Source organism: Vibrio sp. Vb1574 (assembly GCF_033338675.1).
This window is the reverse complement of sequence record NZ_JAWOTC010000057.1, coordinates 1-22,072: the sequence shown is the minus strand read 5'-3', so window position 1 is coordinate 22,072 and position 22,072 is coordinate 1. Positions and strand designations below refer to the sequence as shown.

General features: G+C 44.7%; 18 protein-coding genes. 9 read left to right on the top strand and 9 right to left on the bottom strand.

The genetic code is table 11. The features are described 5' to 3' along the window. Positions 1-192: 192 nt before the first annotated feature. Entirely contained in the window at positions 193-1,404 is a 1,212-nt protein-coding gene (gene fabB / locus R7O12_RS22235; protein ID WP_005380557.1) for a beta-ketoacyl-ACP synthase I, read from the bottom strand. Between the two features lie 128 nt (positions 1,405-1,532). On the opposite strand from fabB, the gene mnmC reads away from it, so the two are divergent. Further along, a complete protein-coding gene (gene mnmC, locus R7O12_RS22230) occupies positions 1,533-3,551 on the top strand; it encodes a bifunctional tRNA (5-methylaminomethyl-2-thiouridine)(34)-methyltransferase MnmD/FAD-dependent 5-carboxymethylaminomethyl-2-thiouridine(34) oxidoreductase MnmC (RefSeq protein ID WP_318126389.1) in 2,019 nt (672 codons plus the stop codon). 76 nt (positions 3,552-3,627) lie between these two features. Here the strand turns inward: mnmC and R7O12_RS22225 are convergent, their stop codons facing one another. The 3 genes from R7O12_RS22225 to R7O12_RS22215 form a co-directional block, all read right to left on the bottom strand. Then, positions 3,628-4,152 (bottom strand): NADPH-dependent FMN reductase, encoded by a 525-nt coding sequence (locus R7O12_RS22225; protein WP_318126387.1) that lies wholly within the window; start codon positions 4,150-4,152, stop codon positions 3,628-3,630. A gap of 146 nt (positions 4,153-4,298) precedes the next feature. Further along, entirely contained in the window at positions 4,299-4,562 is a 264-nt protein-coding gene (locus R7O12_RS22220) for a YfcL family protein (RefSeq protein ID WP_005380548.1), read from the bottom strand. A 25-nt stretch (positions 4,563-4,587) separates the two neighbouring features. Further along, on the bottom strand, positions 4,588-5,118 hold the full coding sequence (locus R7O12_RS22215) for an elongation factor P hydroxylase (RefSeq protein ID WP_005380546.1): 531 nt from the start codon (positions 5,116-5,118) through the stop codon (positions 4,588-4,590). 332 nt (positions 5,119-5,450) lie between these two features. Here R7O12_RS22215 and R7O12_RS22210 point away from each other — a divergent pair, with 332 nt between their 5' ends. After that, positions 5,451-6,074, top strand: a complete 624-nt coding sequence (locus R7O12_RS22210; RefSeq protein WP_258473795.1) for a trimeric intracellular cation channel family protein — start codon at positions 5,451-5,453, stop codon at positions 6,072-6,074. A gap of 223 nt (positions 6,075-6,297) precedes the next feature. Here R7O12_RS22210 and aroC read toward each other — a convergent pair whose 3' ends face one another. Next, entirely contained in the window at positions 6,298-7,383 is a 1,086-nt protein-coding gene (aroC, locus tag R7O12_RS22205) for a chorismate synthase (protein ID WP_258473782.1), read from the bottom strand. A gap of 179 nt (positions 7,384-7,562) precedes the next feature. After that, complete coding sequence (prmB, locus tag R7O12_RS22200) at positions 7,563-8,495, bottom strand: 50S ribosomal protein L3 N(5)-glutamine methyltransferase (protein WP_005380541.1); 933 nt, start codon at positions 8,493-8,495, stop codon at positions 7,563-7,565. Positions 8,496-8,557: 62 nt separating this feature from the next. Between prmB and smrB the strand changes: the two genes are divergently transcribed. Beyond that, the gene (smrB, locus tag R7O12_RS22195) at positions 8,558-9,088 is read left to right on the top strand and encodes an endonuclease SmrB (protein WP_005380539.1); all 531 of its coding nucleotides are present in this window, start codon (positions 8,558-8,560) and stop codon (positions 9,086-9,088) included. Between the two features lie 96 nt (positions 9,089-9,184). On the opposite strand, the gene sixA is transcribed toward smrB, so the two are convergent. Then, positions 9,185-9,649: a phosphohistidine phosphatase SixA gene (gene sixA, locus R7O12_RS22190; protein WP_005380537.1), complete on the bottom strand. Its 465-nt coding sequence runs from the start codon at positions 9,647-9,649 to the stop codon at positions 9,185-9,187. Between the two features lie 374 nt (positions 9,650-10,023). Between sixA and R7O12_RS22185 the strand changes: the two genes are divergently transcribed. Together R7O12_RS22185 and R7O12_RS22180 are read left to right on the top strand one after the other, a co-directional pair. Beyond that, positions 10,024-12,801 carry an insulinase family protein gene (locus R7O12_RS22185; RefSeq protein WP_115386222.1) on the top strand — a complete coding sequence of 926 codons (2,778 nt, stop codon included), beginning with the start codon at positions 10,024-10,026 and terminating at the stop codon, positions 12,799-12,801. A 166-nt stretch (positions 12,802-12,967) separates the two neighbouring features. After that, positions 12,968-13,222: a CG2 omega domain protein gene (locus R7O12_RS22180; RefSeq protein ID WP_065274741.1), complete on the top strand. Its 255-nt coding sequence runs from the start codon at positions 12,968-12,970 to the stop codon at positions 13,220-13,222. A 62-nt stretch (positions 13,223-13,284) separates the two neighbouring features. Here the strand turns inward: R7O12_RS22180 and fadJ are convergent, their stop codons facing one another. After that, on the bottom strand, positions 13,285-15,396 hold the full coding sequence (gene fadJ / locus R7O12_RS22175) for a fatty acid oxidation complex subunit alpha FadJ (RefSeq protein ID WP_005384446.1): 2,112 nt from the start codon (positions 15,394-15,396) through the stop codon (positions 13,285-13,287). After that, entirely contained in the window at positions 15,396-16,703 is a 1,308-nt protein-coding gene (fadI, locus tag R7O12_RS22170) for an acetyl-CoA C-acyltransferase FadI (RefSeq protein WP_054575365.1), read from the bottom strand. The genes fadJ and fadI overlap by 1 nt, the downstream gene beginning before the upstream one ends. 720 nt (positions 16,704-17,423) lie before the next feature. On the opposite strand from fadI, the gene R7O12_RS22165 reads away from it, so the two are divergent. From R7O12_RS22165 to R7O12_RS22150, 4 genes are all read left to right on the top strand, one after another. Beyond that, entirely contained in the window at positions 17,424-17,999 is a 576-nt protein-coding gene (locus R7O12_RS22165; RefSeq protein ID WP_005380528.1) for a sigma-70 family RNA polymerase sigma factor, read from the top strand. Beyond that, the gene (locus R7O12_RS22160; protein WP_054576272.1) at positions 17,992-18,723 is read left to right on the top strand and encodes a DUF3379 domain-containing protein; all 732 of its coding nucleotides are present in this window, start codon (positions 17,992-17,994) and stop codon (positions 18,721-18,723) included. The genes R7O12_RS22165 and R7O12_RS22160 overlap by 8 nt, the downstream gene beginning before the upstream one ends. Before the next feature lie 297 nt (positions 18,724-19,020). Next, positions 19,021-20,280 carry an outer membrane protein transport protein gene (locus R7O12_RS22155; protein ID WP_186584741.1) on the top strand — a complete coding sequence of 420 codons (1,260 nt, stop codon included), beginning with the start codon at positions 19,021-19,023 and terminating at the stop codon, positions 20,278-20,280. Positions 20,281-20,589: 309 nt separating this feature from the next. Further along, the gene (locus R7O12_RS22150) at positions 20,590-21,906 is read left to right on the top strand and encodes an outer membrane protein transport protein (RefSeq protein ID WP_318126384.1); all 1,317 of its coding nucleotides are present in this window, start codon (positions 20,590-20,592) and stop codon (positions 21,904-21,906) included. Positions 21,907-22,072 lie beyond the last annotated feature (166 nt).

Sequence of the window (22,072 nt, the reverse complement as noted above, 5' to 3'; positions counted from 1 at the left end):
GCCTAGAGAAAAGCAGAAACAGAGAAAAGAAAAAGCCCGGCTAAATAGCCGGGCAAAGTTCCAGAACAAAAGGATCCTATCCCGCTCTCCATGGGATAGAGTCTGCGTCTGTTCGATCAGTGTGACTGATCAAGCTCTGGAAACTGGATTGTTGGCGTTTACAGTACTCTCGCAAGGCGCCAACAAATTCAGTTAACCTTGGTACTTTTTAATAACCAAAGTTGCGTTTGTGCCGCCAAAGCCAAAGCTGTTTGACATTACGGTCGTTAGCTCTGCATCACGAGCTTCTGTCACGATGTCCAGACCTTGTGCTGCTTCGTCCAAGTTTGAAATATTGATGCTTGGAGCAATGAAGTTTTTGTCTAGCATAAGTGTTGAGTAAATCGCTTCGTGCACGCCCGCTGCGCCGAGTGCGTGACCAGTCATTGCTTTTGTTGCAGAGATTGCAGGGCTGTTCTCACCAAACAATTGTTGGATAGCACCAAGCTCTTTCACGTCACCAACTGGTGTCGATGTGCCGTGCGTGTTGATGTAATCCACACCATCAACGTCTTGCATCGCCATCTTCATACAACGAATTGCGCCTTCACCTGATGGCGCTACCATGTCGTAGCCATCTGATGTCGCACCGTAACCTACGATTTCACCGTAGATTTTCGCACCACGTGCCAGTGCGTGCTCTAGTTCTTCAATAACCAGCATGCCGCCGCCGCCCGAGATAACAAAACCGTCACGGTCTGCATCGTATGTACGAGATGCTTTGTCTGGCGTGTCATTGTATTTGGTTGACAGTGCGCCCATCGCATCAAACATCATAGTTTGAGACCAATCTAGCTCTTCGCCGCCACCAGCAAAAACAATATCTTGTTTGCCTAGTTGAATAAGCTCCATAGCATGGCCGATACAGTGTGCAGATGTTGCACATGCAGAGCTCATTGAGTAGTTCACGCCACGAATCTTAAATGGCGTAGCAAGACAAGCAGAAACAGTAGAAGACATAGTACGAGGAACCATGTAAGGACCAACTCGCTTTACGCCTTTGGCGCGCATCGTGTCTGTCGCTACCGTTTGGTTGTATGCAGAAGCACCGCCAGAACCTGCAACGATACCGGTACGGTCGTTTGAAACCTGCTCTTCTGTAAGACCAGCGTCTGCGATTGCCTGCTCCATTGATAGGTATGCATAAGCAGCCGCATCACCCATAAAGCGCATCTGCTTACGGTCGATGTGTTCCGCCGGGTTGATTTTTAGGTCACCCCATACTTGCGAACGAAGACCGTGTTCTTTGAACTGCTCAGATGCAGTGATGCCAGATTTGCCCGCTTTAAGAGACGCTAGAACTTCTTCGACGTTGTTACCGATACTTGAAACAATACCCATACCGGTGATTACGACTCGTTTCATTATGACATTCCTATAATTCAAAAATCCGCTAGATGATAACTAAGATAGTCAACAAAAGTGGTCAGCTTTCCCATAAATTCGTACAATCGCCCCATTCTTACCGCGCCAAATCACAAATTTGCACCATTATGACTTCAATAAAAAACGCAGAACTTGGTTGGAACGAAGCTGGTACTCCGGTTTCAGACCAATTTGATGATGTTTACTTCTCTAACGTAAACGGTCTTGAAGAGACACGCTACGTTTTCTTAAAACAAAATCATCTCCCAGAAAGATGGCAGGAATTTGACCAAAGACGTTTTGTCATTGGTGAAACAGGATTTGGCACGGGATTAAACTTCTTAGCAGTATGCCAGTGGTTTAGTGAGTTTCGTCGTCAGCATCCGGACGCAACATTGAAAGAGCTGCATTTTATTAGCTTTGAAAAATACCCATTAAGCAAAGCCGATTTAAAGAAGGCGCATGAAGCTTGGCCTGAGCTAGCTGAGTACGCGGAAAAGTTACAAAAGCACTATCCTGCCGCTGTGCCGGAGTGTCATCGCATTGTTTTAGAAGACGGTGCAATCACACTCGACCTTTGGTTTGGTGACATTAAAGACTGCATGCCGCAAGTCCCATACAACGAACAAGGTTTGATTGATGCTTGGTTCTTAGATGGATTCGCGCCAAGCAAAAACCCAGAGATGTGGAACCAAGGCCTGTTCAACAACATGGCAAAGCTAGCCAAGCAAGATTGTACAGTTGCCACGTTTACCGCAGCAGGCTTTGTACGTCGTGGTTTGAACGAAGCTGGCTTTACAATGAAAAAGGTGAAAGGTTTCGGCACTAAACGAGAAATGATCGCCGGCTCTATGGAGCAACGTGAAAAGCAGTCGAACCATCTCCCTTGGTTCAATCGCACAGCATCTAGCAATCTTGATTCGATAGCCATCATTGGTGGTGGTATAGCCAGCGCGGCGTTAGCGAAAACGTTAGTTCGTCGTGGCCAAAACGTCATCCTTTACTGTAAAGACAAACAACCAGCCAAAGGAGCTTCAGGCAATCGACAAGGAGCCGTTTATCCACTGCTTAATGGCCCGCACACGGGTGTTTCACGAGTGTTTGCTCCTGCATTTTTGTTCGCACGTCAGTTTGTTGAACAAGCAGCACAAGAGATCGATTTTGATCATGACTGGTGTGGCGTGACTCAGTTGATGTGGGATGACAAATCCACAGACAAACTGGAGAAAATACTTACGGGTAACTTCACACCAGAGCTCATTCAAAAGCTGTCCGCCGAGGAGACTGCGAACACTATCGGGTTACCTATTGATATGGCATCTGTGCACTACCCAATGGGAGGGTGGCTGTGCCCTGCCGAGTTAAATCGTGGGTTAATTAAACAATTGGAGCAGACGTCGTTACTCTCAACGAAGTTTGAACACCATGTTGAGGCATTAGATTGGGATGAAAAGCGTCAGCTCTGGCTACTAACGGCGAGTGGTCAAACATTTGAGCACTCAACGGTTGTGATTGCGAACGGCCATGAGTTCCAGACATTGAGTCAAACCGCTTCCCTACCTATGGGACAAGTGAAAGGACAAGTCAGTCATGCGCCAGCAACCGGAACGCTGAGTCAGCTGAAAACGGTGTTGTGTTACGACGGTTACATGACACCTGTTAACCCAAGTAATCAACACTTGTGTATCGGTGCAAGCTACGACCGCAGTCACCTTGACTACGAATTTGATGAAAACGCCCAAAAAGATAATGCGGAAAAGCTAGTGAAATGTGTACCGAATCAAACATGGGCAAAAGAGGTAGATATCACTGATAATCAATCTCGCCAAGGTATTCGTTGTGTTAGCCGAGATCACTTACCATTTGTCGGGAATGTGGGTGACTTTGAGGCGATCAAAACGCAATACGCCAACTTACAAAATCAAAAAGAAGAAGAGGTAGAAACCATTCATCAGTACCCTAACCTATTCTGCTTCTTAGGTTTAGGATCTCGTGGACTGAGCTCTGCACCATTATTAGCTGAAGTGTTGGCCTCCCAGATCTGTGGGGACCCGCTGCCATTACCTGTTGATATATTGACCGAACTTCACCCAAGTCGAATGTGGGTTCGTAAACTAAGAAAAGGCAAAGCCATTACCGAGCTGTAAGAGTATTCTCTCGTTTTAATTCCCGACACAGATACGTGTCGGGAATCGCTAACTCATTAAGTCGCTCGTACTGAGATTACTTCAGCAGTGCAACTGCCTGTTTCACTTGCTCTGCCACTTCTGGGTTTACAACCTTACCCGATTCCACGTCAAAATTTTCGTAGAAGCTCGGCACAGATAACGATGCCTTTACATCCGCGCCAAAAAATTGAGCAGAACCTGTCGCCGCCGCAAGAACACTTTGTGCACCACCGGGACCTGGGGAAGTTGCTAAATAAACGACAGGTTTGTTTTGAAATACATTACGCTCAATGCGCGTCGCCCAATCGAACAAGTTTTTATAGGCCGCTGGGTACGAACCGTTATGCTCTGCGAAGGAAACAACGATAGCGTCAGCCTTCGCCAAGTCACGTAAAAACGCGACAGCCCCTTCAGCTTGACCTATTTCTTTCTCTTTGTCCTTGCTAAACATTGGCGCTTGATAATCGTTTAAGTCTAGAACATTCACTTGAGCGCCTTCGACTTGATTTGCTGCGTATGTAGCAAGTAGTTTGTTGATTGAGGTAGAGCTGGTAGATGCACTAAATGCGACAATTTTCATGGTTGTAATCCTTTGTTCACGTTTTATGCTGATCAGAATAAAAGTTGAACAGTTTCGCTACAACCACAAAAATTTTATGGAAAGGTTCGAATTTTTCGAAGTAGTAAATTGCTAGGATTAAATAAAGGGAGAACGCTGCTTAGGGATTAAGCCTGAGCCTGGAGCTCTTGCCACAAATCACTGACAATCACGCGATCGGCCGGGCTTAACTCGGTACGCGCATCTTCTAAGCTGCTCTCAATGCGTGACTTCAGCTCAGTAATATCGCTAATCCCTTCTTCTTCACAAGACGCCGCGGATAAAGAGATGTGACCACGTAAATAACCACCAGCAAACAATTCATCGTCAGATGCTGTTTCAATTCGAGCATCAATCAGTTCCAGTAGTTTTTCTTCAAATTCAATAATCATGGTGTATCTCTGAGGTTATTAGTGGTTATTTAACGCAAAAGTCCGACGCTTCCAATGGCTTAGTTTGATAAAATGCGCGCAGGGCATCAGAAAGCATTTTCACTCGCAAAGGCAAGCCAACGTCCAAAATACCTAGCACTTCTTTATGCACTTTTTTCATAAAGCCGAGCCTATCTGGTTCAAAATCGCCGTGTAGATTGTCACAACTCACCGTAAAAGGGAAGCCAGCGCTTTGTGCCAGAATCCATTCATAAGCTTGAGGTCGCACTTCAACTTTCTCAAACTCCGCTTGAACTTCTGCTGTTCGCCCATCAGGTTCATACCAATAACCAAAATCTTCCAGCAAACGACGCTCTGGACCAGCCACACACCAATGCGAGATCTCGTGTAAAGCAGAGGCGTAAAAACCCCGAGCAAAAATAATCCGATGATGAGGGTGTTCATCATCAGCAGGAAGATAAATAGGCTCATCACCACCTAACTCTAATTTCGTATTAAATTGTTCTAAAAAGGTGTCATTAAAAATGGTGATTAAGTCTTGGTATTCGTGGGTCATCGTCGAGTTTGTACTTCAGTTTGACATGCGCTGCATATTGTCGCTGTTTTTAGTTATGAGGTAAAGGCACCCCCACATTTTTGGTTATTAGTTGAATTTATCTGAAGGTCGCTTTCTCCATACAATTTCTCATTCGTCAGCGTACTTATTTACCACTACACTCTCGCCTTATTTTGATGCCGTTCAAACCGCTATTTTTAAGCCGTTTGATTACAAGCATGTTGCTGGTTTTAATCACTTTTTAAGAGAGATAGAACCGTTTGTAAGTGTTGTTACTTCGCCTACGCTGATTCTCGTAGAACGTAGTGACTTTTTACGTTGAGTGTTTCCCTATGTTGCTAAGTGTGTTGTATATCATTGGTATCACGGCTGAAGCCATGACAGGTGCGTTAAGTGCTGGTAGAAGAAAGATGGATTGGTTTGGTGTTATGTTGGTGGCTAGCGCAACGGCCATTGGTGGTGGCACCGTACGTGACATTCTATTAGGCCACTACCCTCTTGGTTGGGTAAAAAACCCAGAGTTCCTTGCAATTACGTGTGTTGCAGGTGTGCTAACAACAGGTTTAGCGAAATGGGTGATTAAGCTGAAAGGTCTGTTCATTCGCCTCGATGCATTAGGTTTAATCGTGTTTAGTATCATCGGAACAAAAATTGCGATGGGCATGGGCTTGCACCCTGGTATTTGTATGGTTTCAGCGTTAGTAACTGGTGTATTCGGTGGGCTACTTCGCGACTTGATCTGTCGCCAAACACCATTGGTACTACATGAAGAGCTTTACGCTTCTGTCGCTCTTATCGCATCAGGAATGTACTTAGCGCTATTAGAATTTAATATTCCTGATGTCACTGCCACGATCATTACACTGGTTACTGGTTACATGCTGCGTATGGCTGCTGTACGCTTTAAGTGGCGTCTGCCTTCTTTCCATTTGGAAACCGAAGGCTCACTCCATTAAGCAAAAACTACTTAAACAAAAAAGTTTGCCTGATAAAATTGTGCCACCCGCGATTCAGTGAGTGGCATAATTTTATATTCAGTCATCCTGAACAGCGACGAAGGAGCATGATTCAGGATCTATTATCCGAGCACTCTGTTGTCAGAGATGTTTCTTTCTCTTTTCATCGTGCTGAAATTAGATTCCTAGTCTCGCTATAGCTCGCTGGAATGACACAAAGCTCTTAAATCTTTGGAGTCTCGGTTTGTACGCCATGGTTTTGACCACGGTGGCGTAGTAAATGATCCATCACCACAATTGCCAGCATCGCTTCTGCGATAGGCACAGCACGAATACCCACACATGGGTCATGACGACCTTTGGTGATCAACTGAGTTGGTTCACCTTCTTTTGTGATGGTCTCACCCGGCACAGTGATACTTGATGTTGGCTTAAGCGCAATGTTTGCGACAATGTCTTGACCAGTCGAGATACCACCAAGAATGCCACCCGCATGATTACTACCAAAACCCTCAGGAGCAAGCGTATCACGGTGCTGACTGCCTTTTTGGGTTACCACCTCGAAACCGTCTCCGATTTCCACGCCTTTCACCGCGTTGATGCTCATTAGTGCGTGCGCGATGTCTGCATCCAAACGGTCAAATACGGGTTCCCCAAGACCAACAGGCACGTTAGTTGCCACAACCTGGATTTTTGCGCCAATAGAGTCGCCTTCTTTTTTCAGGTCACGGATAAGTTGGTCAAATGCTTCTACTTTGTCAGCATCAGGGCAGAAGAATGCATTGTTCTCGATTTCGTTCCAATCTACCTTGTCGATAGATACATCACCCATTTGTGACAAGTAAGCACGAATCTCAACACCAAACTCATCTTTTAAGTATTTCTTCGCGATTGCACCAGCAGCCACACGCATTGCGGTTTCACGAGCTGAAGAACGGCCGCCACCGCGATAGTCGCGGATGCCATATTTTTGGTGGTAAGTGTAATCAGCATGACCCGGTCTGAACTTATCTTTGATGTCAGAGTAGTCTTTTGAGCGCTGATCGGTGTTTTCAATTAGCAAACCGATCGATGTGCCCGTGGTTTTGCCTTCAAAAACGCCAGAAAGAATTTTAACTTCATCCGGTTCACGACGTTGTGTGGTGTAACGTGATGTGCCTGGACGACGGCGGTCGAGATCGATTTGTAGATCTGCTTCTGTAATTTCCAACCCCGGAGGACATCCGTCTACGATACATCCCAGTGCGATACCGTGACTTTCCCCGAATGTCGTCACTCGGAAATGTTGTCCGATACTGTTTCCTGCCATTACTTCCTCAAGTTTTTATCGCCACGCTCTCTCAAAACAGAGCATAGCTGCTTTCCAATTCTTCGTGGATTCATAGTGGCTTTATTACGTTTTGATGTAAAGAGTTAATATCGGCGAGGTATGCATAAAAAAACACCGAGCATAAAGCTCGGTGTTTTGATATTTAGTGCAAGACTCTATTAGTCTTTGTACAGTTTAAACTCTTCTGCACACTCAACCAGCTGGTCACGCGTTAGCATAAACACGCCATGACCGCCGTTCTCGAACTCAATCCAAGTAAATGGAATCTCTGGGTACTGTTCCATCATATGAATCATTGAGTTGCCGACTTCACAAATAAGAATGCCGTTATCTGTTAGATAATCTGGCGCGTTAGCAAGAATACGACGCACTAGTTTTAGACCATCCGTACCCGCAGCTAGCCCAAGCTCAGGCTCATGCGTGAACTCATCTGGCAGGCTGTTCATGTCTTCTTCATCCACATATGGTGGGTTGGACACGATTAGATTGTATTTCTCTTTTGGAAGATCACGGAACAAATCAGAGCGAATTGGGAACACTTGCTGCTCCATGCCATGATCTTGTACGTTTTGCTCAGCCACTTGTAGAGCATCTGTAGAGATGTCGATCGCATCCACTTCTGCTTCAGGGAAAGCGTGCGCACAAGCAATCGCGATACAACCAGAACCCGTACATAGGTCCATGATGCGCGTAGGCTCTTCCACCAACCAAGGTTGGAATTCCGCTTGAATCAACTCACCGATTGGAGAGCGTGGTACAAGTACACGCTCATCAACGAAGAACTCAAGACCGCAGAACCATGCTTTGTTGGTTAGGTATGCTGTTGGCGTACGCTCGTTGATGCGTTTTACTACGCGCTCAACAATACGCAGACGCTCGCTTGTCGTTAGGCGAGAGTTCAATACGTGCGGAGGCACATCAATCGGCAAGTATAAGGTTGGCAGGATAAGCTGAACTGCTTCATCCCACGCATTATCAGTACCATGACCGTAAAACAGGTTCGCTGCATTAAAGCGGCTTACCGTCCAACGAATCATATCTTGAAGGGTATGCAGCTCCGATACCGCTTCTTCTACAAAAATCTTATCCAAAATTGCCTCCGAAAAGCGCTACAATACTGCCAATAAAGTTTATTAATGAAATTGTTTACCTAATGAGCAAAAAAGACACCGAGAACGATGACGATTTCGCCTTGTTTCAGGAAGCAGTACAGGGCGTAAAAAAGTTGCGACAGGATACCATAATCCAGCAACCAAAAAAAAATACTAAGCAAAAAGAAATCAAGCGCTCCAACCGTGAAGCGAGTGACTCTGAATTTTACTTTTCAGACGAGTTTGTCCCTCTATTAAACGATGAAGGTCCAACTCGTTATGCACGTGACGACGTCTCCACTTATGAAGTCAAACGTCTACGTCGTGGCGTGTATGTACCGGACGTGTTCCTCGATATGCACGGCATGACACAGCAAGAAGCAAAACGCGAGCTTGGTGCGATGATAGCCTATTGCATCAAAAACGAGATTCATTGTGCGTGTGTGCAACATGGTATTGGGAAACACATCCTGAAACAGAAAGCCCCACTTTGGTTAGCACAGCATCCTGACGTTATGGCTTTTCACCAAGCGCCACTAGAATTTGGTGGTGATGGTGCGTTGTTAGTGTTGCTTTCAATTCCTGAAAAGTAACAAGCTTGCTGTAGACACGACGAAACGAAAAGGCAGGGATCTCCTGCCTTTCTTATTCGGTCTCTAATTTGCAAACGCTTATTTTGGTTTAGACACTTATGGCGTAATATGCCATAGCACTTCACCATTTTGTGTTTGTAAATCATATTCAATGCACACTAGGCCTGATGTAGGAAACATCGGAGGTGTCATGTCTTTTACAAACTCTGAAGTCAGATAACCGACCAAAGGCAAATGCGATACGAACAAAAGCGAGTCCAATTGTTCGACTTCGATTAACGCACTTGCGAAATCGAAGACATGCTCGGACTGGCCATAAGGTGTAATATCTTCACAAGTTTCAATGCTTTTTGCAGAGAAATACGCACTGATCTCTTGCCAAGTTTGTTGAGCTCTAATGTACGGACTCACCAACACTTTATCGAATTGCGCAAAACCCTGTTCTTTACAGGCTCTAGCAACCGCTTCTGATTCGACTCTGCCTCTTGGGGTCAATTGTCGTGCTGCGTCTGAATCTGCAAAATGCTCGGCTTCACCGTGACGCATGATGAATATTTTCATGTTATTTCCTAGGGATAGCTAACGCTACCAAAAGGTTGACTGCTATCTTTATTAGATAGACGGGGCTAACTTTAACAATGACGAAACAAAAATACTGATATAATTATCTGTTCATTATACCAATTCGCTTGTTAAAGATAGCGACTTTCTTAACAATCTATTAAAAGAATGTACTCAGTTCATCACACTATTTAACTGTGCAATGAGTTCAGAGCATTCACTCAAACAGTTCTTCCCCATACGCAAACGCGATGGGCCTGTGCAGAAGTCTACGAATAACAAAAATACGGCAAGCAGTATTTGTCGAAACGCAAACTTTGCGCCCCCCGCGAGGGGAGCCTAAATTACTGTAATGCGAAATCTGGAGACGCATCGTGCATCTAAGTCCTAACGATTCAAATCAATACCGCTACATTACCTTGAGCAATGATCTGCGTGTACTGCTGATTCATTCCGATACAGCTCAACAGTCGGCAGCTGCTCTGGCAGTGAACGTTGGACACTTCGACGACCCAAACGATCGCCAAGGTCTGGCACACTATTTAGAACACATGCTTTTTTTGGGTACGGAAAAATACCCTAAAGTGGGCGAGTTTCAAAGCTATATTAGCCAACACGGTGGAACAAACAACGCTTGGACTGGTACAGAGCACACTTGTTTCTTTTTCAATATTGCTCCAAATGCCTTTGAAAGTGCCTTAGATCGATTTAGCCAATTCTTTACCGCACCTTTGTTTAACGAAGAAGCATTAGACAAAGAACGCCAGGCTGTCGACTCCGAATACAAGCTCAAACTCAATGATGATTCTCGTCGCCTGTATCAAGTTAACAAAGAAGTCATCAATCCAGAGCACCCGTTTTCAAAATTCTCTGTCGGAAACTTAGATACTCTTGGCGACCGAGATGGTAAATCCATCCGCGACGAAATTGTGGAGTTTCACCACTCTCAGTATTCCGCCGATTTGATGACACTGACTCTATTTGGGCCACAGTCGCTCGATGAACAGCAAGCTTGGGTAGAAACCATGTTTGCCGACATCCCAAATCACCACCTTCGTGGAAAATCGATTGATGTACCGATAGGCACTGAGGAAAGCACGGGCATTTTGGTTCAAGTCGAGCCGCTCAAAGAGTTCCGTAAACTGATTCTCACATTCCCCATGCCGGGAATGGATGCGCATTATAGCGTGAAGCCACTCTCCTACTTTGCTCACCTGTTGGGTTATGAAGGAGAAGGCAGTTTGATGCTTCAACTCAAAGAAAAAGGCTGGATTACCTCTCTCTCAGCGGGCGGCGGCGCGAGTGGCAGTAACTACCGAGACTTTACCGTAAGCTGCACCCTGACGCCAAACGGCTTAGATCATGTTGATGATATCGTTCAAGCAGTTTTTCAATACCTCTCGATGATCAAACAAGACGGGTTAGATGAATGGCGCTATCTCGAAAAACAAGCGGTATTAGAATCGGCTTTCCGCTTCCAAGAGCCATCGCGCCCAATGGATCTCGTCAGCCATCTGGTGATCAACATGCAGCACTATCAACCGGAAGACACGGTTTATGGTGACTACAAAATGGCGGGCTACGATGAGGAGTTACAGCGTTCATTGCTGCGATACTTAACCATCGATAATGTACGCGTCACTTTGATTGCTAAAGGCCTGGAATACAACCGTACTGCCGAATGGTACTTTACCCCGTACTCCGTCACACCTTTTAGTGAAGGCCAACGTCGTTTCTATCAACAAATCGACCCAAGCTGGCAATTCGTCTTACCGAAAAAGAACCCTTATATTTGCTACGACCTCGACCCCATGCCACTCGAAAATGGTGATTCGCTGCCAGAGTTGATTGAGGATCTCGAAGGGTTTCGGCTGTGGCATTTGCAAGATGACGAATTTCGCGTGCCTAAAGGTGTCGTTTATGTCGCTATCGACAGCTCTCATGCCGTTGCATCACCAAAGAACATCGTCAAAACGCGCTTATGTGTAGAGATGTTCCTCGATTCGCTAGCAAAAGAAACCTATCAAGCAGAAATCGCAGGGATGGGTTACAATATGTACGCTCACCAAGGTGGCGTGACCTTAACCCTCTCAGGGTTCAGTCAAAAGCTGCCTCAGTTGCTAGAAATGATTCTGCACCGTTTTGCTTCTCGAGATTTCAGCCCTGCTCGCTTTGAAACCATCAAACAACAACTGTTACGAAACTGGAGAAATGCTTCACAAGATCGCCCTATTTCGCAGCTGTTTAACGCACTTACTGGGTTACTTCAACCCAATAACCCGCCTTTCGCAACCTTAGTCGAAGCGCTAGAAGAAATCGAAGTCGATGAACTCTCGGTATTCGTAGAATCCATTCTTGCAGAACTGCACGTTGAAATGTTTGTTTACGGAGACTGGCAACGCCAGCAAGCCCATGACATGGCAACGACCTTAAAGGATGCTCTAAGAGTTAACGAGCAACGTTATGAAGAGGCACTTCGTCCGCTCATTATGCTAGGTAAAAATGGCAGTTTTCAACGTGAGGTGCATTGTAATCAGCAAGATTCCGCAGTCGTTATTTACCACCAGTGCGAGGATATTGAGCCTCGCAGTATCGCGCTATACTCATTGGCCAATCACCTTATGTCGGCAACGTTTTTCCACGAAATCCGTACCAAGCAGCAATTAGGTTACATGGTAGGCACTGGCAATATGCCGCTAAATCGTCACCCTGGTATTGTACTGTATGTGCAGTCACCTAATGCAGCACCTGCCGAGCTGGTTACCTCAATCGATGAGTTTTTAAATGCCTTTTATATGGTGTTGTTAGAGTTAAACGATTACCAATGGCACAGCAGTAAGCGCGGCTTGTGGAACCAAATAGCAACGCCGGACACCACACTTCGAGGACGAGCTCAACGTCTTTGGGTTGCAATAGGAAACAAAGACACTGAGTTTAACCAACGTGACAAGGTACTTGCGGAGTTGAAGAAGCTGACGCGCGCAGACATGATTCGCTTCGTTGTGAACGAATTGAAACCTCGTACTGCAAATCGTTTGATCATGCACTCTCAAGGTCAAGCGCATTCGGAGGCTCCGCGCATCCATCTAGGACAAGAAATAGGATCGATTGAAGAGTTCCAACTTCGGCCAAAAGATTGCGGCTTGGGGTGATCTAGTTGCGCAGAAATAAAATTGTCGATTACTAGAATGTACCTACAAACCCATGAGGTTGTCGGTCTCATAGATTGAATCGGCACCATAATTGGCAGAAAATTGAAATTACGCCATTGCGGCTTATCTCTAATTACCGCACTAAAAATAACTTAATGAGGTAATCATGAAAAAAGCACTTTTACTTGTGGCTCTTATACTGCCATTGGCATCTGCTTACGCTGAAATCTCAGTCAAAGGCGATGGCTTCGAATTAAGTGACGACTGTGTGCGCCTTAGCGGAGACAATGTATCCATCAAATCAGATGATTGCTCTTCAAAGCAGTGGAATGATAAAGACAAAAAAGGTAACAGCAGCGTTCACGGGGACGACAACCCAGGTAAAGGCCACAATAAAGATAAGAAAGACAAGAAGAAGTAACCATTTCTTCTTTATGAAAAAGGCTTGCCACTGGCAAGCCTTTTTCTCTACCGAAGCAACGTTTAATAGAACGTTGTCCCTTCACCAGCTCGAGTAAGCAAACCATCACATGGCGCGTAACGATCGCCATACTTCGATGCAAACTCATTCATTTTCTCTACGAGCTCTTTAATGCCAAATTGGTCCATGTAACGGAACGGACCACCCAAGAACGGTGGGAAACCAATACCAAATATCGCGCCAATATCACCGTCACGTGGCGAGCGAATGATGCCATCATCCAAACAACGTACCGCTTCATTCAGCATTGGCAGCACACAGCGCAACGCAATATCGTTATCGCTTAGCTTAGATTCAGGGTCGAGCTTAAGCAGTTTGTAAACCGATTTGTCGACATCTTTCTTCTTGCCCTTGTAAGTGTAAAACCCCTTACCACTCTTGCGTCCTTTACGTCCATCATTTAACAAGATATCAAACACATCCGGCCCTTTGAATCGGTCACCTAACTCATTAACCAGGATCGGCATAATTTTCGCGCCAATGTCGACACCAACTTCATCCAACAAGGTAATCGGGCCAACAGGGAAACCAAAATCAAGCAACGCCGTATCAATCTTTTCGATCGGTTCGTTAGCCAACAAAATATGCGCCGCTTCGTTCATGTATGGAGCAAGAATGCGGTTCACGTAAAAGCCCGCTTTGTCTTTCACTACGATCGGGGTTTTACCTTGCTTCTTAGCAAGTGCAACAACTGTTGAAACGGTTTCATCTGACGTCGTTTCATGCGGAATCACTTCCACCAACGGCATTTTTTCTACCGGGCTGAAGTAATGCAAACCCACTACGTTTTCTGGACGCTCCGCTTTTTCTGCAATTTTGTGGATAGGCAACGAAGAAGTATTGGTCGCAAAGATAGTTTCTGTCTTAGCGTTTGCTTCAATGTCCGCCACCATTTTTTGCTTAAGATCTAAGTCTTCAAAAACGGCTTCAATTACGACATCAATATGATTAAAACTGGTAAAATCGACACCACCAGACAGTTGCAGCATTTTCGCTTGCAGATCGGCCTTGGATAGAATGCGACGTTTGCGCTGTTTCTCAAATAACTTGTAGTTGTAGTTGAGCGCATTTAAAACGCCATCGTTGCTAACGTCTTTGATGCGAACAGGTACTTTTGCTTTTGCAACAGACACATGGCTGATTCCGGCGCCCATCAGACCACCACCAAGCACACCAACTTTATGAACTGGTGCTGGTTTCGCATCCGTGCCATTTTCTTTCTTCATTTCTGTTGTGGCAAAGAAGATCGAACGGAGCGCTTTTGACTCTGAGCTCATCACAAGCTCACCAAAGCGCTTCGCTTCAAGTTCTTGGCCTTTAGCGAAGCCTTTCTCTAAGCCATGTTGAATAACTTCTAGAATTGCAACCGTTGCTGGATAGTTACCGCGAGTTTTTTGATTCGTTTTCTTCGCAGCTTGCTCAAATACAAACTTGCGCCCTAGCCCGCTACCAGACATCACCTTTTCTTTCGTCGATAGCTTTTTCGTGCCCTTGTTTTTACCTTTGTCGATAAACTGTTTTGCTACGTCGAGCAAAATGGTGTCAGGCACACAGGCGTCCACAACGCCCAATTTTTTAGCTTTCTTCGCACGAAGTTGTTTACCCGTCAGGATCAAGTCCAACGACGGTAACAGGCCAATCAAACGTGGCAGACGCTGAGTACCACCAGAACCTGGCAATAAACCAAGTTGTACTTCTGGCAGACCTAAACGCGTTTTGTCAGAATCCGTACAAACACGATAATCACATGCAAGAGCCAGTTCTAAACCACCGCCCAAACATGGGCCATGAATAGCCGCAACGACAGGATAAGGTAAGTCCGATAGCTGCTGGAACAACTCCTGACCTTGCCTTGCTAAGGCTTCCGCTTCACTTGCTGTGGTGCATGCTTCTAGCATTCGAACATCAGCACCCGCAACAAAATTGTCCGGTTTTAGGGAGTGGATGATCATCCCTTTAATACCACTGGAGTCTTTTAGCTGAGCAAAAATTTCTTTCATTTCGTCAGCAAAAGCCGCCTGCAGCGTATTCATTTTTTCATTAGGAACATCGATGGCTAACCAAGCAATATTTTGCTCATCAACCTTTAGACTAAATGCTTTTTGCTCGCTCATTACTCAACCTCCAGAATCATTGCCGCACCAAGACCACCAGCAGCACATGCGGTATTCAATGCAATACCACCGCCACGGCGTTTTAGCTCTCGTAGGGTTTGCGTCATCATACGCGCACCAGTCGCAGCAAATGGGTGACCATAAGCAATTGATCCGCCAAGCACGTTGAACTTATCCATGTCAATTTCACCAATCGCTTTTGAGCGACCAAGGTTTTCTTGAGCAAACTTATCGGAAGCAAACATCTTCACATTCGCCAATGCTTGAGCAGCAAAGGCCTCGTGCATGTCGATCAACGTCAGGTCTGACAGTTCCAAGCCTGTATTTTCAAGCACTTTCGCTGTGGCATAAGTCGGCCCCATCAGCATGTCCTTTTCCACGCCGATAGCAGAGAATGCATAACCTCGGATGTAACCAAGAATCTCCATTCCGAGCTCTTTCGCTTTACCTTCTCGCATCAACATCACTGCCGCACCACCATCAGTCAATGGCGTACTGTTCGCAGCCGTAACACTGCCATACTGACGATCAAACGCAGGTCGCAATTTCGCGTATCCCTCAACCGTTGAGTCATGACGGATATTGTTGTCTTCCGAAATCCACTTTTTGTATGGTTCAGGGAAAGCCGTCATCACTTCATCTTGGATTTTTCCTTCTTTCCAAGCTTGAGAAGCCAGCGTATGAGAACGATGTGCAAGCGCATCCTGTTCTGCGCGAGAAATACCATGTGTTTTAGCCATTTGCTCTGCAGTTTGTCCCATGGATAAACCCGTAGAGTACTCTGCTACTGCTGGTGGCACTGGCATCAGGTCTTTAAAGCTCAAGTTTTTGAGGATACTAAGCTTCTGACCCATTGTTTTTGTCTTACTAAGAGCAAGCAGATTAGAAGCCAATTTCTTTGATACGCCAATAGGCAGGACGGAAGAAGAGTCTGCACCGCCAGCAATACCAATATCGATGGTTCCCGCCATGATGCTTTCTGCGACATTAACCGCCGCTTGAAAACTCGTCGCACACGCTCGAGTCACACTGTAAGCATCAGTATGGATGTTCATACCGGTGCCTAACACGATTTCTCGTGCGATGTTTGGCGCTTCAGGCATTTGTACTACTTGTCCAAATACCACTTGTTCGATTAGCTTCGGATCAATATCTGTTCGAGCAAGCATTTCGCTTACTACCATTTTCCCTAAATCGACCGCTGGCACTTGGCTAAATTCCGTGCTTTGACGAGCAAAGGGAGTTCGAAGCCCCGCGACAATAGCGACACGCTCACCATTGCGTGTTTTTACTTCCTGCTTGCCCATTGTTTCTCCTTAAATACAAGAGGTCTGACCTGATGCATTGTAATGAATTTGTTAAATTTATCAAACGTGCGTTTAAATAAACGTGAAGCAAGTAGTTCAATTACTCTACTTCTTTGATTCTTATGCGATTACTAATGGTTAACTATAGAGAGTTAAAACGGTAAGAGGTATACGGAAAGTAAAATCGAAGCAAAAAAAAACCACACATAACTGTGTGGTCGGAATATCTATAAAACAATTAACTTACGCCAATTGAAAAGTAATCAGTTTCCTGATTAGGAGAAAGTAAAGTCAGCCTTCAAAAGGAAGTGTCATCTTGCTCAACATGTTAGTCGCAATGACTAACGAGATGACAAGGTGTACTATAACCCCTTCACTGCTTGATATTTTGAAATAGATCAATTTTATAGTGATTTTACGAGTTTTAAGCTCACCTAAAGCGATTATTGATTCAAAACAATTCAAGAATCCACCATCAGAAGTCCCTTTTAATGCTCCATCTAGTGAACTTATCCAAGCCATTGATTACTAATGATGATATTGTTAACAATATATATCAATTCGTGTTCGATGATATCTGACATTTGCGTATACACTTTTAGGTAACCACATGGCTTATTGTGTCAAAGGGGTTGCATGACAAATCCTGCAACCAAAACCGCTAAGCGATAAAGCAAGTAAAGTCATGCTCAGAACAAATAAGAAACTCACAGAGCGAGGATGGAGGCTCCTGTGGCCATATTAAAAATGTTTGGAAAGAAAAATTCCAACAGTCCGGTCAACTCTGATATGGACAAGCAAAGAAAATACGAAGCGCTCGTCCGAGGGTATCATCGTGACTTGTACCGCTACGCATATTGGTTGTGCAAAGATAAAGCGGTCGCGGAAGATCTAGTTCAGGAAACCTGTCTTAGAGCTTGGAAGTCACTCGATAGCCTCCAGGACGAAAAAGCTGCCAAGTCTTGGCTCATCACAATATTGAGACGAGAAAACGCGCGCCGCTTCGAACGTAAACAATTTGATTTAGTTGATATCGATGATTACGGCAATGATGCTAAAGTCAGCGATGACTCACATCATCAGCAAGAATGGCTGCAGGCACAGATCATGAAGCTCGATGTTGAATATCGTGAGCCTTTATTTCTCCAAGTTGTCGGTGGTTTCAGTGGAGAAGAAATTGGCGACATTCTTGATTTAAATAAAAACACAGTGATGACTCGACTATTTCGCGCTCGTAATCAACTTAAAGAGATGTTGGATTCTCAAGATACCAAGAGAGGACAAAAGAATGGATGATTTAGAATTTCGTCGTCGTATTTTGTCGGATCCAAAACAAAAGGATGAAGAGATTCTGCAAGCTTTAGCTGGTAGCGACGCCAACAATAAGTTTGTTGATGACGTTTTGGATCTCGATGTAAAAATTAAACAAGCCATGAATGTGGATGTACCCGAAGATCTCGCAGATAAGATTTTATTTAGCCAGACGTCGAGTGCACTTGATGAAGAGAAGGTCGTAAGACCAAACTTTGTCCGCAAAGCAATGGCACTTGCCGCTTCTATTGCGTTCACCGCAGGATTATTCGTTGGCCAAGTAAACTGGGGAAATGTTTTGGTGTCTCCAGCACAAGCCAGTTTAGCGGATACCGCAATGAAACACGTTATTCATGAAGAACCGTTTGTTCGTCATCTTGATGAGGATGTACCGAGCTCGCAAATTAATGCGAAAATGTCGCCATTTCATTACCAGTTTAGTGAAAACTTTCCATATCACGTTTACTACCTAAACCACTGCGGTTTTGGCGAATCCAATGCGGTGCATATGGTGTTCCAAGGTCCAAAAGGTAAAGTAACGTTATTTATTACTGGTATTCCAAGCGAACAAAGTACCGACTTTAGTAAGGATGGCATGACCGGAATCGTTCAGCCCGTCGGGAGTTCAAGCCTGATTTTAGTCGGGGAAGAAGGTGAAAATATTGATGCGATCGCTACGACTCTTGCATCAATGATTAAGCCGATGTAACAACTTCGACGATTTCCAGCCTTCAAAAGGTTAAATGCCGCTAAATGATCTTATTTAGCGGCATTTTTGTATAAATAGAGCACAAAACATTCACCACTGCTATAGCATTTAGAGCTTAAACTCTAAATTATGCATTTTAAGTGCAATTTCCCGTCTTTTAGACATCATTTCTGCAATTTTTATTCAATTTTATCCAATGGTCGGATTTGTCCAAGCAATTATTGATACTACTATCTGCGCCACTGAGCAAAAGCTCAATTTATCGTCCAAAGAGACGAATCTAATAAGGAAAAACAAATGACTCAGAACACGCGTCTGTTTAAAAAGACTCTCCTAGCAGTAACGGTAGCTTTTGCCTCAGGTCAATCGATGGCAGCGGGTTTCCAAATCAACGCTCAATCAGCAACTGGCATCGGCCGTGCATTTGCTGGTGATGCGGTAATCGCAGATAATGCAGCAGTAATGGCTCGTAACCCAGCAGCAATGGCTCTGTTTGATAAAATGGAACTGTCGCTAGGTTTCGAAAGCATTACTTCAATGATTGAAGTGAAAGATGCGAAATATAACGTTAATACTCCTTTGGGCTCCAATACTGTAAGTGTTGCTGATACTGATGATGTGGGTGATACGTCAATAGCTCCAAACATTCACCTAATCGTTCCAGTAAATGACAAGTTTGCATGGGGCGTAAACGCATACTCTAATTTCGGCACTAAAACTGAATTTTCAGATAACTACACCGCAACAGAGTACGGTGGTCTTACGGATGTAAAAAGCTTCAACTTTGGATTGGCGGGTTCTTACCGTTTAAACGAACAATGGAGCTTTGGTGCTGGTTTAGATTTAATCTACGGCCAAGGCACAATGAAGCGTACAACTAGCTCTTCAGTCCCAAGGGTTGGCGGTCAAAAAATTCTGGACGTAGATAAAGCTGATGGTTGGGCTGTTGGTTTTAACGTTGGTACTGTGTACGAACTAGATGAAAACAACCGTTTTGGTCTAGCGTATCGTTACAGCCCTGAATTTACGGCGAAAGACGACAAAGGTCAGGAAATCACGCTACCTCTACCAGATATGGCCGAGTTTTCTGGTTTCCACAAAATCCAAGACACTAAGTTTGCTGTACACTACAGCATCCAATACATCGGTTGGAAAGATTTCGACCAAATTGATTTTGAGAACCTAAATCAGGGTTTACTTAAAGGTGGTTACTCGAAAGACTATCAATGGCAAGATGGCTGGCACTACGCAATTGGTGGTACTTACTACCTAAACAACAACTGGACACTTCGTGCTGGTTACATGTACGACACAAGCGCTCAAGATAAAGTAACGTCTATCTCGGTACCAGACTCTGATCGCCAGTGGTTCTCCACAGGTTTCTCTTACCATATTGATAATAGCTCAAACATCGATTTTGGCTTCACGTACTTGTTAGGTGAAGATGTAAAAGTTAATGAGAATACTCAATTATCTCCTGTTCTTTCTACCGGTGTAACAGCAACAACTCATGCTGATGCAATTCTATTCGGCTTACAATACAGCCGTAGCTTCTAAACGCTTCGCTGTTAGTTAGTAGAAAAATACTTTATATAAAAGGCTGGATTTCCAGCCTTTTTTCATATCTGCGATTTATTGCCCACTCAATTTGAGTGAACACGTGTATCTAAATCTCACAATTAGGACGCACAGCTGTTCGCTGAATTCCGTTTACAAGCCTTTCACAGTTAGATTATTAAACCGCAAAAATAACATTTGAAAGGATAATATTTCAAATGACCACTTACGCTGGATTTTCATTTCTAAAGTAAAAACTCTACCTTTAAACTTTTGTCCCACGTTATAAACAAATCAGCGAACATTCGAATGAAAACCAACAAGACTCTTCTATCAACAGCAGTGGCATTAAGCCTACTTGGCACAACGGGCATGGCTAACGCAGCAGGTTTCCAACTTGCTGAATATTCTGCAACAGGCCTAGGTCGAGCATATGCTGGTGAAGCAGCAATGGCTGACAACGCAAGTGCACAATGGCGTAACCCAGCAATGCTAACTTATTTGGAAGGCACTCAAGTGTCCGTTGGTGCAATCTATGTGAACCCAAATATTGATATTGAAGGTGATGTAAACTTCCACGGTAGCACTTCTTCTGCATCTTCAGATGACTTCGCACATGATGCAATCATTCCAAACTTCTACCTATCACACCAATATAATGAGAAATTCGCGATTGGTTTGGCATTTGGCACCAACTACGGCATGGAAACCGATTTAGGTAAAGGCTTTGGTGCATCGCACTTTGGTAACGAAGCAAGCGTAACGACAATGGAAGCGAACTTAAACGCAGCTTACAAAGTCAATGAATCAATCAGCGTTGGTAGTGGTATCCGTTACATCATCGGCGAAGGCAGCTTTGGCGCAGCAGCTCCTAAGAATAACGTTGTAGGGTTAAATCCTGAAACTAATCAACCAATCAGTGTTCCTCAAGGTACCGCTCTAAAATACATGGAAGGTGACGATACCGCTTGGGGCTGGCAAGTTGGTACAGCATGGCAGATCAATGAAAATAACCGTATCGGCTTCGCGTACAAATCTGAAGTTGAACTGAAGCTTGAAGGCCATGCTGAAGGTCTTGGTTTTGGCTTCGGTACTTCTGAACGCGACAACGGCTACATGTATCTAAACCTGCCTGCAACGGCTGAGTTGGCAAGCTTCCACCAAGTAACAGACCAACTTGCGTTACACGCAAGCGTTAACTGGACGGATTGGAGCTCTTTCGAGAAATTGGAAGCACGTCTAAATACTGCTGGCACGCATATGGTTAAAGTAGAAAACTGGGAAGACAACTATCGCTTTGCTGTTGGTGCTACTTACCAGCTTAATCCTAAGCTAGCGCTACGCACTGGTATTGCATACGATACTTCAGCGGTAAGCGACAAAAACCGCACGATTACTATTCCAGAAACTGACCGCACTTGGCTAAGTATTGGCGCAACGTACGATTGGACGAAAGACTTCAGCCTAGACGCTGGCTTCACCTATATTTTTGCGAAAGACGCACCAATCGTTGAGTCTCGTGGTTACAAGTCAGACGACACTGCAGAACAAGTCGGCGGCCAATTTGTAGGCGAAACTACGGGTAATGTTTGGCTAATCGGTGTTCAAGCAAACTACCGTTTCTAACCAAGCTGCAAAATACAAAAAAGGCTTAGCATCAGCTAAGCCTTTTTTCATTTCTCTGTGCCGTCCTAAATAAGGTTGACACTTTCCACCCCCAAAATTGGAGAGTGTTATGAAATCAACAACTAAAAGAACTCAGCGCGATTACTCCCTCGCTTTTAAACTCACT